This is a genomic window from Novosphingobium rosa NBRC 15208, from assembly GCF_001598555.1.
In the GTDB taxonomy this organism is placed as follows: domain Bacteria; phylum Pseudomonadota; class Alphaproteobacteria; order Sphingomonadales; family Sphingomonadaceae; genus Novosphingobium; species Novosphingobium rosa.
The window spans coordinates 59,932-73,169 of record NZ_BCZE01000016.1; the positions used below are offsets into that span (position 1 = coordinate 59,932).

Annotated in this window: 11 protein-coding genes; 6 read left to right on the plus strand and 5 right to left on the minus strand. The window is 65.5% G+C overall.

Annotated features, from left to right (window positions below; translation table 11 throughout):
• Positions 1 to 48: 48 nt before the first annotated feature.
• Positions 49 to 2,454 (minus strand): DUF3772 domain-containing protein, encoded by a 2,406-nt coding sequence (locus SR3_RS07030; RefSeq protein ID WP_068082833.1) that lies wholly within the window; start codon positions 2,452 to 2,454, stop codon positions 49 to 51.
• Positions 2,455 to 2,636: 182 nt separating this feature from the next.
• Between SR3_RS07030 and SR3_RS07035 the strand changes: the two genes are divergently transcribed.
• Complete coding sequence (locus SR3_RS07035; RefSeq protein ID WP_245653809.1) at positions 2,637 to 3,206, plus strand: HdeD family acid-resistance protein; 570 nt, start codon at positions 2,637 to 2,639, stop codon at positions 3,204 to 3,206.
• Between the two features lie 111 nt (positions 3,207 to 3,317).
• The gene (locus SR3_RS07040; RefSeq protein WP_157098686.1) at positions 3,318 to 3,878 is read left to right on the plus strand and encodes a hypothetical protein; all 561 of its coding nucleotides are present in this window, start codon (positions 3,318 to 3,320) and stop codon (positions 3,876 to 3,878) included.
• 6 nt (positions 3,879 to 3,884) lie between these two features.
• On the opposite strand, the gene SR3_RS07045 is transcribed toward SR3_RS07040, so the two are convergent.
• The gene (locus tag SR3_RS07045) at positions 3,885 to 4,622 is read right to left on the minus strand and encodes an endonuclease/exonuclease/phosphatase family protein (RefSeq protein WP_068082842.1); all 738 of its coding nucleotides are present in this window, start codon (positions 4,620 to 4,622) and stop codon (positions 3,885 to 3,887) included.
• 54 nt (positions 4,623 to 4,676) lie between these two features.
• Between SR3_RS07045 and cls the strand changes: the two genes are divergently transcribed.
• Positions 4,677 to 6,149, plus strand: coding sequence for a cardiolipin synthase (cls, locus tag SR3_RS07050; RefSeq protein WP_245653810.1), 1,473 nt, complete (start codon positions 4,677 to 4,679; stop codon positions 6,147 to 6,149).
• Here the strand turns inward: cls and SR3_RS07055 are convergent.
• Positions 6,146 to 6,646: a GNAT family N-acetyltransferase gene (locus SR3_RS07055; protein ID WP_068082848.1), complete on the minus strand. Its 501-nt coding sequence runs from the start codon at positions 6,644 to 6,646 to the stop codon at positions 6,146 to 6,148. The genes cls and SR3_RS07055 overlap by 4 nt on opposite strands.
• A gap of 82 nt (positions 6,647 to 6,728) precedes the next feature.
• On the opposite strand from SR3_RS07055, the gene SR3_RS07060 reads away from it, so the two are divergent.
• The 3 genes from SR3_RS07060 (at position 6,729) to SR3_RS07070 (ending at position 11,646) form a co-directional block, all read left to right on the plus strand.
• A complete protein-coding gene (locus SR3_RS07060) occupies positions 6,729 to 7,898 on the plus strand; it encodes a benzoate/H(+) symporter BenE family transporter (protein ID WP_068082851.1) in 1,170 nt (389 codons plus the stop codon).
• Positions 7,899 to 7,977: 79 nt separating this feature from the next.
• Complete coding sequence (locus SR3_RS07065) at positions 7,978 to 8,253, plus strand: hypothetical protein (protein WP_068082854.1); 276 nt, start codon at positions 7,978 to 7,980, stop codon at positions 8,251 to 8,253.
• 171 nt (positions 8,254 to 8,424) lie between these two features.
• The gene (locus tag SR3_RS07070; protein WP_245653811.1) at positions 8,425 to 11,646 is read left to right on the plus strand and encodes an alpha-L-rhamnosidase; all 3,222 of its coding nucleotides are present in this window, start codon (positions 8,425 to 8,427) and stop codon (positions 11,644 to 11,646) included.
• A gap of 103 nt (positions 11,647 to 11,749) precedes the next feature.
• Here the strand turns inward: SR3_RS07070 and SR3_RS07075 are convergent, their stop codons facing one another.
• Entirely contained in the window at positions 11,750 to 12,121 is a 372-nt protein-coding gene (locus SR3_RS07075) for a UrcA family protein (protein WP_068082860.1), read from the minus strand.
• Between the two features lie 288 nt (positions 12,122 to 12,409).
• On the minus strand, positions 12,410 to 13,238 hold an 829-nt coding region (locus tag SR3_RS31775; protein WP_218018771.1), incomplete at its 5' end, for a hypothetical protein.

Consider the following 13,238-nt stretch of genomic DNA (forward strand, 5'->3'; position numbering starts at 1 on the left):
GTGCGATAAAGAGGCGTGCCGCGCTGATCTTCCAGCATAATTTGGCCCTCAGCCGGGGCCAGCTTCATCCGCGCCATCGGCCGAGGGCATCCCGATCCACTGCACCTGCTGAGGCGTGGTGCCCAGCTCGATCCCCGCCGCCGGCAGTTCGGAGAGCAGCCGGAACCAGATGTCGCTGCGCGTCGCATAGACCGCGCGCGGCGAGTTCACGAAGGCAAAACCATTGAAGTTGATCCGCCCGTCGATCACCGTATCGATAAACAGGCTGGGCTTGGGATCGGCGATCACGGCGGGCTGCGCTTCGTAGATCTCCATGACCATATGGCGGATCTGCTCGACATCGCTGCCCAGCGGCACGGAGAATTGCAACTGGATGCGCCCGAGCGGATCGGCGAGGGTCTTGTTGACGATGCTCTTGGTGATCAGTTCCGAATTGGGCACGATCAGCGTCGAGCGATCCGCGATCTGGATTTCCGTGGCGCGCACGCTGATCTTTTTCACGTCGCCTTCCTGATCGCCGATTTTCACCCAGTCGCCGATTTTCACCGGTCGCTCGGCCAGCAGGATCAGGCCCGAAACGAAGTTCTGCGTGATCGCCTGAAGGCCGAAGCCGATGCCCACCGACAAGGCCGAGAGCAGCAGCGCGATCTTCTCCACCCCGATCCCCAGCGAGGCCATCGCCCACAGCACCGCCAGGATCAGGCCGATGTAGCGCGTGACCATGGCGATGGAATTCTGCGCCCCGGCATCCAGATCGGTGGCGGGCAGATAGCGCCCGGTCAACCAGCGCTGAAGCGCGCGCGCAATGAACATGCCCACCGCCAGCACCGCCATCGCCCGCAGGATCGCGCCCGGAGAGATCGTGACCTGCCCGATGGTGATGCCCTGCGCGATCTGGCTCAGCTGGTCGAACATGCTCGACACATCGGAACCGAAGGGCCGAGACACGCGCCCGATCGCCAGCAGGATCAGCAGCAGCCGCAACAGGGCGGACAAGGCCACGCCGAACTGATCCACCAGACTGCGCCTCACGCCAAAACCCTGATAGAGCGTGGTGGCCAGCTTGCTGTCACGGTCGAAGGCGGCGGTGCAGATGTCGTCCACCGCGATCAGCAGCAGATAGAGCGTGGCCCCCACCACCGCGACCCAGATCATGAAGCGCATCAGGAAGAAGGAAAAGGCGATGTAACCGCTCAGCAACGACAGCACCGACAGGATCAGCAGGCCCCATGAGGCCAGCGAGAGAAAGGCCATGATGGATTGCTCGCCGCTCTCCTCCTCGGTCTCGCCTTTCTCCTTCGCGGCGGCATGAGCATGCGTGCGGGCCCGCGCGCCCGTGACCAGAATGGCCATCACCAGACCGGTGTAGATCAGCGCGGTCACCGCATCGACGGCAGCCTGCATGGGGCCGCTCGCCCCCATGCCGTCGCGCAGCGACATCAGCAGCGTGCCCAGCACCGTCACGCCCGCGGCGATGAAGGTCAGCGGGCGCAGCATCTGCGCGGTGTTGTCGGAAATACCGACCAGCCGCCATGAAGGCTGGCGGCGCTGCAACAGCGCGCCGCCCAGCGCGGTGATCAGCGCGGCGATCAGGCTGGCGATCTGGAAGCGGCTGACCAGCGGCGCCCAGGCCGGCGCGATCATCTCCCCGGCGCGCAGCCCCATCACCAGCGACAGCAGGGCCAGCGATGGCACCAGCGTGCCCACCACCGCCAGCCACAACGCCAGGGTGGAGCGGCGGATGCGGCTGCCCGGCACGCGCTCGATCACATAGCGGCGCCCGGCAGCGCGCAGGGCCAGACGCGCCGGGCCGATCAGCGCAACGCCAAAGAGCAGACCCAGCAGAGCCGGAGGCATGCCGCCGCCTTCGATGCCTTGCAGGATGGCGTGCATCTCGACCGCCAGAAAGCCCGAGAAACGCTTGCTGTCGCGCGGCAGGCCACGGATCAGCGGCCCCCAGAACTGCCCGCTGAGCGGCGAAGCCACCCGCTGAGACATCTGCTCCGAAAAGGCATCGGCCTGATTTTGCCCGATTTCATTGGTGAGCTGATCGGCCTCCGTGCCCAGCAGCTTGCCGCGCTTGATCGCCGAATCGATGGTCGAGCGCTGCTGGGCCAGCAATTTGCGCTGGGCCTGAATGTCAGGCGCCTCGACCACACCGGGGGTCACCGGGCCGAGTTGGGCCACCCGGGCATCGACCAGCTGGAGTTGCGTCTGCAGCGCCGTCACCTGATCCCCCGCCGTCTGTTTCACGGCGGCCACGCGGTCTTTCAGCGCCCCGGCCTGGCTGGCGCCATCGCGGCTGTTCATGGCCGTATCGATGGCCTGATAATCGGCCGTGGCTTGATCCAGCGCCTTGGTGGAGGCCATGATCGGATCGACGGCATCGACATCCTGAGCCACAGCGGGGGCAGCCAGAACAAGCGAGATCGCAAGGAGAAACAGACGCATCATGCGCGCCTTCCTAAAGCCTCTTGTCGACCCTGCCCAGCCTTTCGAACGGGTTTTCGCCGGACCGGGCCCCTGCCCTTTTCACGATCCTGTCAGCCGGGCAGGATCCAGCCGCTCCCCTGACGCTGGCGCGATAGGTCCGTCGGCGGAACCTGCGCGGCTCAGCCCTGTTAGCATGACTATCCATGCCAAAAGCAAAGGGCCTGCCGATGATCCACACCTATCGTCCCCATTTGCGCGCCTCGCTCGGCTGGGGCTGGCTGCTGGCCTATGGGCTGCTGGTGATGGCCGTGGGCGTGCTGGCGCTGTTCAATCCGCTGGCGACAGGCGTGGCCACCGGGATCATGCTGGCCATCGGGCTGACGCTTTATGGCGTGGTGGCCATAGCCATTGCGCTGTGGTTTCTGGAAGGCGGCCCGCGCTGGTCGGAACTGCTGCTGGGAGCCTTGGCCCTGATCGCCGGTTTCACCATCTTCGATGAACCGCTGAGCGGGGCCATCTCGCTGATCTGGGTGATCGGGGCATGGTTGCTGGTCTCGGGGCTGTTCCATGTGATGGCTGCCTGGCGGCTGCGGGCGCATCGCAAGTCGCGGCTGCTCTCGGGCGGGATCGATGTGGTGCTGGGGCTGTTTCTGCTGCTGGCCGGGCCCGCTTCCAGCCTGTTCATGCTGACGGTGCTGGTGGGGATCAGCTTCCTTTCGCGCGGAGCCCTGCTGGTCAGCGCGGCCCTGGCCATCCGGCGGCTGGAAGGGTGAACCAAAGCAGCGTGATAGTAAAAGCTGTGCAGAAGTTCTTGGGCCGCAAGCTTTATCTTTAGTCAGCGCGCCGACTATGCCATGAGCGCTCCAGTCGAACTGGAGTTGATCATGCACCTACGCTCATGTCTTCTGGCTGGATTGCTTCTGGCGCTGCCGGCGCAGGCTCTGGCGCAAAGCGCCGCGCCGCCCTGCCTTACACGGGCCGAAGCGCAGAATGTGGTGATCTTCGCTCTGCCGACCGCCGTGCAGGCCGTCGATGGCATGTGCCGCAAGGTGCTGCCGCCCGAAACGGGTTTCGCGGCCACCGCAGAGGCCCTGCAAAAGCAGTATCAGCCTGCTTCCGATGCGGCGTGGCCCGCCACCCGCGCCGCGCTGACCAAGCTGTTGGGCAACGGCGATGACCCGGCCAAGGCTGTGCTGTCCGGTTTCCTCGCCAGTGACGATCCGACCGCGTTGCGTGCTTTCGTCACCGCGGCGATCGGGGGCAAGCCGATGAAGCCCAAGACCTGCGCGGCCATCGGGCGCGTCTTGCCGCTGATCCAGCCCATGCCCGCGCAGAACATGGCCGGCCTGTTCGAATTCGTGATCGAGGAGATGGTCAATGACAAGAAGGAGGGCAAGAAGCCCGGCCCCTTCACCATCTGCCCGGCGCCCGAAACGCCGCAATAGGGCCTGTCAGCCAGCGAAAAGGCTGGCCGCAACAGGCAGATGATCCGACAGAGCCAGAGGCTCGGCGCGATAATCGCCGAGCTTCAGGCCCTGGCTGCCCAGAATATGGTCGAAATCCCGCCTTGGCCGCCATGAGGGATAAGTGCGCGGCGAGACCTGCGCCAGCCCGGCGCCCGCCCGCCTGCAAAATCCCGTCAGCGGCCTGCTGTCCGCGCCGCAGTTGAAATCGCCCATGGCCACCCAGTTGGGGGCCTGCTCCAGTGTGGCGCGGATGACCTCCAGCTGCGCCATCTGATCCGCCGCGCCAAGGCTGAGGTGCAGGCAGGCCACCCGCAGCGGTGTGGCCCATTCCGGGGGCCCTTCCACATCCACGATCAGGCAGCCGCGTCCGGCAAGCCGCCCGGGCAGCTTTATATCCTCCACCAGCCGCAGCGGCCAGCGGCTCAGAATCGCATTGCCGTGGCGCGACACGCCCGGCACAACGCGGTTCTGCTGCACGGCGCTATGCGCATGGCCCGAGGCTTCAGCAATCGCCTCCACCTGAGAACGATAGCCCGCCCGCCTTCCGCCCAGATCGACCTCCTGCAGGCAGACCACATCAAAGGGCGTGACCTCTCGCGCGATCTGGCCCAGAACGGCGTTCTTGGCAGCGGTATGGATCACCTGCCGATGGGCGTGAAGCAGGTAATCGCGGTAACGCCGCGTGCCGATCCCCGCCTGAATGTTCCATGTGAGGAGTTTCACGAAACTTCATCTTCCATCATGCGTATGACACCATCAAGCCCCGAAGGAGCCCCCTTGTTCCAGACGTTCCCGACTCTGTCCTATCCGCTGCTGATCCATATCGTGGTGGCGACGGTTCTGTCGCTGCGCGTGCTGTATCGCAAGCTTCAGGTGAACAGCGCCCTGGCCTGGATCGTGGTGCTGATCGCCATGCCGATCGCCGGGCCGGTGCTGTATGTGCTGTTCGGCGCTCCCAGCCTTGGCGAGCGGCGGCTTGAACTGGGCCAGCGCATTCGCCGTTTCTACGAGAAGGCCTATGCGATTGCCGGGACTGACAGCGTTGGCCTTGATGCCATTCCGGAACCTTTCCCGGCGCTGTCGGCCTCCATCGCGCAGGAGAGCAGCTTTCCGATCCTCTCACGCAATCGGCAGACGATCCTGACCGATGCCGGGCAGATCCTCGACAGCATGGTGGCCGATATCGACCGCGCGCAAAGCGATTGCTGTCTGGAATTCTACATCATCGCCCCTGCCGGGCGCGTGGCGGCCGTGCTGGAGTCCGTGTTGAGGGCCGCCGCGCGCGGGGTCGATTGCAAGATCCTCGCCGATGATTTTGGCAGCAAGGGCTTTTTCCGCTCGCCATGGCCCGCGCGACTGAAGGAGGCCGGGGTCAGCGTGCTGCCATCCTTGCCGGTGGCGGCGATCCGCTCCTTTTCAAAGCGCACCGATCTGCGCAATCATCGCAAGCAGCTGATCTGCGACCGGACGGTGGCCTATATGGGCAGCTTCAACCTTGTCGATCCGCATCTCTTCAAGGCCGACGCCCATGTCGGCGAATGGATCGACCTGATGATGCGGATCGAGGGCGAGATGGTCGATGCCTTCGCCTGCGTCTTCAACACCGACCATCTGCTCGACAAGCCGGGCGCCGATATCGATGACGAAGCCCTGCGCACCCTGCCCTCCTTCGATACCGCAAGGCCGCCGCTGCCCGATGAAAGGCTGCGGATGCAACTGCTGCCTTCCGGCCCGGAGATGCCCAAATCCACGATCTATGAATTTATCGTCGCCGCGATCTTCAACGCGCGGGATCGGGTGCGGATCGTCACCCCCTATTTCGTGCCCGATCAGGCGGTGCTGCTGGCGCTGACATCGGCGGCGAAACGCGGCGTCAAGGTGCAGATCATCGTGCCGCGGAAGGGCGACAGCCGGATGGCGCAATTCGCCAGCCAGTCCTGCTTCGACGATCTGCTTGACGCCGGGGTGGAGATCCAGTGCTTCAGCGGCGGGCTGCTGCACGCCAAAGCCATGCTGATCGATGAAAGCATCACGCTGTTCGGCACGGTCAATATGGATATGCGCAGCTTCTACCTCAATCTGGAGATGAGCCTGATCCTTTATGAGGCGCAGGTCAGCACACAGCTGGACACCATCATCGATGGCTATCTCAAGCACGCCACCCCGCTCGACAAGGAGAGCTGGGCACATCGCCCGGGCCACCGCCGCTTTCTGGAAAACCTGTTCCGACTGGCTGGGCCGCTGCTTTAAGAAGCGGCCTCAACCCTTTGATGCATATAGACCACATCGCCATAAATCTTGCGCAAATAGGCGATCAGCGCCTTGTCCGTAACGGAGGCGTAGCCGCGCGATGTCCAGAAGGTCTCGGCTCCGTTGACCGCCAGCAGATAGATATCGCGCAAGTCATGCTCTGCCGCGATGGCCAGCACCATAGCGGCTGCCCTGGCCCCCGCCCCCGAGCCGCGGGCGCTGGGCAGCAAGGCCAGATCGTGGAGATAGAGGCAATCCGCCCCCTGCGGCAGCGGCCCCATCAACGCGCCCAGCGGCGGTGGGCCGCCATGGCGCCATGGATGGGTGATGAGATAGCCCTCCACGCCCTGCCCGCGCTCGAACACAAAACAGCCTGACGGAAACAACGCGCGCCGCTCGTCATAGACCGCGCGTGGTTCGGTGTAATCGCCGTGGACGTCATCGGAAATCGCGGTGACCGCGTCCATATCCGCCTCCCGCATGGGCCGCCATGTCATGCCGCTGTCTCCTCTCCGGTGAAATTCATCATGCACAATCCACCACTTGGCGCAAAGGGCCAGGCTGGTCTAGGCATGGATGATGATCCGTTTTCTTCCCCCGCTTTCCGCATGGTCCTCCGCCCTGATCGCCGCGCTGATCGGCTTTGGCGGCACCATCGCGCTGATCGTTCAGGCCATGAGCGCCATGGGCGCATCGGTGCTGCAGACCGCCTCCGCCGTCACGGCCCTGTGTCTGGGCATCGCCCTTGGCGGCGGCGCCTTGTCATGGCGCTATCGCATTCCGGTGGTGCTGGCATGGTCCACGCCCGGAGCCGCGCTGCTGGCAGCCACGGCAGCTGGCACGCAATGGGCGACAGCGGTCGGCGCCTTTGTTTGCGCCGCCGTGCTGATGATCCTGCTGGGCGCCATTCCCGCGCTGGGGCGACTGGCTGAAAAGATCCCCGGCGCCATCGCCTCGGCCATGCTGGCGGGCATTTTGCTGCCCTTCTGCCTTGGGCTGTTCAAGGTGGCCGGGGCCGATCCGCTGCTGGTCGGGCTGATCCTGATCGTTTTTCTGGCCGCCCGCCAGCGCCTGCCGCTCTATGCTTTGCTGCTGGCGCTGGGCACGGGCGCGGCGCTTTGCCTGCTGCGCGGCGATGTGAAGGCCCTGCCCGCCGGAGCCACGCTGGGTGTCCTGAGCCCCACCCTCCCCAGCTTCCAGCTCAGCACCATCATCGGCATCGGCGTGCCACTGTTTCTGGTGACGCTGGTCTCGCAGAATCTGCCCGGGCTGCTGGTGCTGCGCTCGGCGGGCTACCAGCCCAAACCGGGGCCGCTGCTCTCGATCACGGGGCTGGCCTCGCTGATCGGCGCGCCCTTTGGCGTGCATGGCGTCAATCTGGCCGCCATCACCGCGGCCATCTGCACCAACCCCGATGCCCATCCCGACAAGGACCGCCGCTGGAGCGTGGGGATGCTCTATGCCGGATGCTATCTGCTGCTGGCGCTGTTTTCGCCCATTCTGGTGCGCTTCTTTATGGCGCTGCCCCATAGCGTGATCTCGGCGCTGACCGGCCTGGCCCTGATCCCGGCGCTGATCGGCGCGCTCGACGGCGCCATGGCCCGTCAAGAGGACCGCGATCCGGCAATCGTCACCCTGCTGGTCACCGCCTCCGGCCTGTCGCTTTATGGGCTGGGCGCGGCGTTCTGGGGGCTGGTGGCGGGCTTTGCCGCGCTGGGCATCAAGGTTGCGCTGAAACAATCAAGCTGAACGGTAGACATCGGCTCCGCCACACGCCGTTCAACCAGCCGGATCTAACAAGGCTTCACACTTGTAAGGAGGGTGTGACATGCGTGTTTGGATCAAGGCGGTATTGCTGACGGCAACATTGGCCGGTTCTTTGGCGACGGCTTCCACGGCGAGCGCTCAGGAGTGGGGGCCGCCGCCTCCGCCCCCGCCGGGCTGGGATCGCGGTCCGGGTTGGGATGGCCCGCCGCCGCCGCCTCCGCCGCCCTATTATGGCGATTGGCGCGCCCGCCGCGAATGGCAATGGCGGCGTGAGCAGGAACGCCGCTATGAATGGGCCCGCCATCGCGAATGGTGCCGCTGGCACGCCTGCTGGTAAAAGCCGGCATCATAGTTGACAGGGCATCAGGAGCCGGCGCCTTCGCGCGCCGGCTTTTTGCGTTTTGCGAGCCTCCCTCTCGCCAACGCGCATCCTGTTAAAAACGTGCAGGAATTGCTCCCCGGCCTGCGCCATACAGCTCGCGGCACACAGGCATTGGGGAGACGGTTCTTGTCCATCGACACATCCAGACGCGGTTTCATGGCTCTGACCGGGGCGAGCGCCATCGCCGCGCCCGCCCTCAAAGCGGCTGCCGCGCCTGTCCCGCTGGTGGTCGAGAACCTGCAGGCCGATTGCCTGACCGAGCCGCGCGCGCTCCACAGTCAGAAGGTGCGCCTGTCATGGACCCTGCGCGCCGACCGGCGCGGCATGGCGCAAAAGGCCTATCGCATCGGCGTGGCCAGCACTCCGGAACGTGCCCGCGCCGCCCGGTTCGACCTGTGGGACAGCGGTAAGATCGAAAGCCGCCAGAGCCTTGACATTCCCTATGGCGGTGCGGCGCTGCCCTCACGCGCGCGCTGCTTCTGGGCGGTCACCGTTTGGGACGATCAGGACCATAGCGCCACCAGCCCGCTGGCCAGCTGGGAGATGGGCCTGCTCTCGCCTCAGGACTGGCAGGGCGGCTGGATCGCCGCCGAAACCGCCACCCTGCGCGATGACCGTCTCGCCGGGCTGCGCTGGATGCGCGCCGCTGACGGCACCAACAAGGATGCCCGCAGCTTCCGCCTGTCTTTCGACCTGCCCGAAGCCGCGCAGCTCATCATCTACAGCTGCGCCAACCGCCCCTCCGAGGCCATGCTGGATGAAGCCCCGCTTGCGGTCCGGCAGGACGCCATGCGCTTCGGCCCGCCCCAGACCGACCGCAACCTGCGGCAGGTGCAGGCCGGGGGCCATCATCTGGGGCTTACCCTCAAAGCCGATGCCAATGCCGCAGCGAATGCTCCGGCGCCCCATGTCGCATTGCTGATCCGCGCGACGCTGGCCTCCGGCAAGGTGCTGCATATCACCGGCGCCCAGCTGCGCACCGCGGCAGGCAAGCCTGATGACTGGGGAAAACCTGCTGCCGATACCAGCCACTGGTCCCCCGCCATCCCTGACGAAGGCGCGGCCCCATTCCCCGGCAATGGCGCTTTCCTGCTGCGCCATCCCTTTACGGCGGCGCGCGCCATCCGTTCGGCGCGGCTCTATGTGGCGGCGATGGGGGCCTATGTGCCCTGGCTGAACGGGCAGAAGGTGGGCGATGCGCTGCTGGCCCCGGAATGGACCGATTTCAGCAAGCATGTCCTCTACCGCGCCTATGATGTCACCGGTCTGGTGAAACCCGGCGCCAATGTGCTGGGCGCGATGGTCGGCGATGGCTGGTATGGCAGCTATATGGCTCCCGCCGGACGCTATGGCTTTGGTGGAGCGCCACTGCGGCTGCGCGCCCAACTGGAAATCGCCTACACCGATGGCGGCACAGAGGTCATCGCCTCCGATCAGGGCTGGTCGGTCAGCCCCTCCTCCATCCTTTCCTGCGATCTCTATGATGGCGAGGTGGTGGACGGCCGCCTCGATCAGCCAGGCTGGTCCGCCACCGCCTTCCACGCCGATCAGCGCTGGGAAAGCGCGCAGCCTGTCGAAACGCCGCAGGTTGCGCTGATCGGGTCCGCGCTTCAGCCCATCGCCTCATCGCTGAGCTTGCGGCCCAAGGTGCTGACCCCGCGCGGGACCGGCTCGGTTGTTGTGGACTTCGGGCAGAATTTCGCGGGCTGGGTGAAGCTGAAGACCAAAGGCGAAACCGGGCGCAACATCACCCTGCGCTTCGCCGAATTGCTGCGCCCCGATGGCGATGTCGACCAGTCCAATCTGCGCTCGGCCCGCGCGACCGACAGCTGGACCATGCGCGGCGATCCTGCCGGCGAGACTTTCGAACCGCATTTCACCTATCACGGCTTCCGCTATGTGCAGATCGATGGCCTTGCCGCGCCGCTTGGCCCCGGCGATGTCGAGGGGATCGTGATCCACTCCAGCCTGCCCGAAACCGGCACTTTGTCGCTGCCGCAATATGTGCCCCAGCGCATGTGGCAGAACGGCTTGTGGAGCCAGCGCTCGAACTTCATGGGCATCCCCACCGATTGCCCCCAGCGCGATGAAAGACTTGGCTGGATGGGCGATGCGCATGTCTTCTGGGATGCCGCCTGCTTTAACATGGACGCCGCCGCCTTCACCCGCAAATTCATGCGCGACGTGCGCGATGCCCAGCGCAGCGACGGCTCCTTCCCGGATATCGCTCCCAACAATGATCTGGAGCATTTCACCCCCACCGGTTCCTCGCCGGGCTGGGCCGATGCCGGGGTCTTTCTGCCATGGACCAGCTGGCGTCGCTATGGCGACACCAGCGTGATCGACGAACACTGGGAGGCGATGGAGCGCTTTCTCGCCTCGCTCCACACCGCCAATCCGGACCTGTTGTGGACGAATGGTCGCGGCAATGATTTCGGCGACTGGCTGGCGCTGGACGCCAAGCAGCCGGGCGATCCCACCACACCCAAGGATCTGATCGGCACCGCCTTCTGGAAAGCCAGCGCCGATGCCATGGCCGATATGGCGCAGGCCACCGGCCGGGCCGAAGCGGCGGAGCGCTATCGCGGCCTGTCCGGAGCGATCATGCAGGCCTTTGTCAGAGCCTATGTTCAGGCCGATGGCCATGTCGGCAATGGATCGCAGACAGGGTATATTCTTGCCCTGAATTTCAACCTGCTGCCGCAAGCCCTGCGCAAGCCCGCCGCCGATCTGCTGGTGGCCGATATCGCGCGGCGCGGCACGCTGCTCTCCACCGGCTTCCTAGGCACGCCCTACAGCCTCGATGTGCTGGCTGATGCGGGGCATGGCGCGCTGGTTCATGATCTGCTGCTGCGCACCGCCTACCCCTCATGGGGCTATATGATCGACAAGCACGCCACCACCATCTGGGAGCGCTGGAACGGCGACGCCGGCGATCTCTCGATGAACTCCTACAATCATTATGCGCTGGGCGCGGTGGCTGGTTTCATGTTTCGCCGGATTGCGGGGATCGATCCGGTCGAACCGGGCTTTGCGCGCTTCCGCTTCGATCCGGTCTATGATCCGCGCATGCCCTCGGGCGGGGCGCGTTACCAGAGCCGCTCGGGCCTGATCGTCACCGACTGGAAGCGGGGCAGCGACGGCAGTTTCACGCTGGACCTCACGGTGCCCGCCAACACGCGCTGCACGCTGCATCTGCCTGCGCGCGGGGCCGCGCAGGTAAGCGAAAGCGCCCGCCCTGTCGCCGGGCGGGCGGAGTTCAAGCCTGTGGCGCAGGGGGACCGGCTTGTCCTTGATGTCGGCTCGGGCGTCTATCACTTCAGGATCGCGCGGGCGGTGTTCGCCTGAGCGCCTGCTTCAAACCCGCCCTGTGATGACGATGAGGCGTTGCAGGGCGGTCTGAACGAAAGCGCGGCGGCCTGGAATCGGCCGCCGCATCTTCCGGGATCGATCAGCGGGTTTTCATCGCATAATCGACAGTCTTGCCGGTCTGCGCCCGGCGGGCCAGCTGGGTTTCACGCAGCGCGGCAAGCTGGCGGTTGGCCTCAGCGCGCGCAACATGCATGCAGGCCGTCGACTGGAGCTTGAAGCTGTCATGGTCGGGCACGCCAGCGCAGACGCCGCGCACCGCGCCGCTGATCTTGTGACGGGCCAGAGCCTCACCCTCGGCAGTGGTGACATCCACACCGGAGAGATTGATTTCCATGCGGGGGGCCAGATCGGCGTCCCGGTTCAGATCCTGCGCCATGGCGGGGGTCGCTGCCGCCATCATCAGGCCGGAAATCAGAATTGAGCGGGTAAGGAAGTTCATTTTGTAAGACATAATCCATCTCCATAATCTGAAATGATTTATCCGTTACTTACACTGATGTAAAAACAACTTGATTCGTAAAGAAATTATCCAATTTCGCGCCCTTTGATCGACGTGTGCTACGAAGGCAAGACAAAACACCCCGTCAGCGCAACTGCTGCGGAAAACAGGTGGGGCAATCGATTTAAAAGCAGGTCTGTCGGGGGCCCGTCCGGGAGGTGAGACCGGACGGGCCGACGTATCGAGACAGGTGGCGGGCCGCCGTGTCCGCCTCGACCGTCAAAGGGTCACATCAAGGTGTCAGTCGTTTTCCATCGCGGCACGGCGCGCGGCCTGGGCTTCGCGGCGGGCTTGCGCCGCCTCGGCCAAAGCCTCATGTCGCGCCTGAGCGGCTTGCGCCAGAGCCTCGCGCCGGCTCTGATCGGCTTCACGGCGGGCCTGCTCGGCCTGAACAAACGCCTCCTGCCGGGCTTGCAGCGCCATGGTCTGAGCCTCGATTCTTGCGGCGGCGGCCTGGGCGCGACCCTCGGCAGCCGCAGCGAGGCCTTCGGCCCGGGTCTGAGCCGCCTGGCGCATCGCATCGGCGCGGATGCGGTCGACATCGGCGCGGGACAGCGGGCCTTCCTCGCGGCTGCCGACATAGGGGGGAGCAGGGGGAGCGGGCGGCGCAGGAGGCATCGGCGCGGCATAGGGGGCCGGAGCAGCAGGCGGTGCCGGAGGTGCGGGCGGCACGGGCGTTTCAACATAACTGCCGTTATTCGCGCTCTGGCTGACCACCGAGACGCGATGACCATTATTGGCGGACAGGCGGATATGGGTCTGGTGGCCATCGCGGCCCAGCACGTCGATGGTGGTGTCGCCATTGGCGACGCGGCTGCGGGTTTCCACCGTGCCGTCAGGATGGACGATGCGCGTGGTTTTGGGCTGCGGGGCTTCAGGCGTTTGCGCGGAGGTCTGAGCGGCATGGGCAAAGCTGACCAGCGAGGCGGCCACGGCCAGCGTGGCAATGCCGCCCAGCCCCGCCACTCTGAACCGCGAGCGGCGCAGCAGATCGGCAGGGGCGGCCTCCAGCACCTGATGCACGCGGCGGCTCAGGCCATGGCCCGCCGCCATGCCATTGGCGGGCAGC

Excerpts from the sequence above, each read along its gene's own strand:
- SR3_RS07075 (WP_068082860.1), bottom strand. The coding sequence starts at position 12,121 with ATGTCTTACAAAATGAACTTCCTTACCCGCTCAATTCTGATTTCCGGC.
- SR3_RS07060 (WP_068082851.1), top strand. The coding sequence starts at position 6,729 with ATGATCCGTTTTCTTCCCCCGCTTTCCGCATGGTCCTCCGCCCTGATC.
- SR3_RS07035 (WP_245653809.1), top strand. The coding sequence starts at position 2,637 with ATGCCAAAAGCAAAGGGCCTGCCGATGATCCACACCTATCGTCCCCAT.
- SR3_RS07040 (WP_157098686.1), top strand. The coding sequence starts at position 3,318 with ATGCACCTACGCTCATGTCTTCTGGCTGGATTGCTTCTGGCGCTGCCG.
- SR3_RS07055 (WP_068082848.1), bottom strand. The coding sequence starts at position 6,646 with ATGACATGGCGGCCCATGCGGGAGGCGGATATGGACGCGGTCACCGCG.
- SR3_RS07065 (WP_068082854.1), top strand. The coding sequence starts at position 7,978 with ATGCGTGTTTGGATCAAGGCGGTATTGCTGACGGCAACATTGGCCGGT.
- SR3_RS07030 (WP_068082833.1), bottom strand. The coding sequence starts at position 2,454 with ATGATGCGTCTGTTTCTCCTTGCGATCTCGCTTGTTCTGGCTGCCCCC.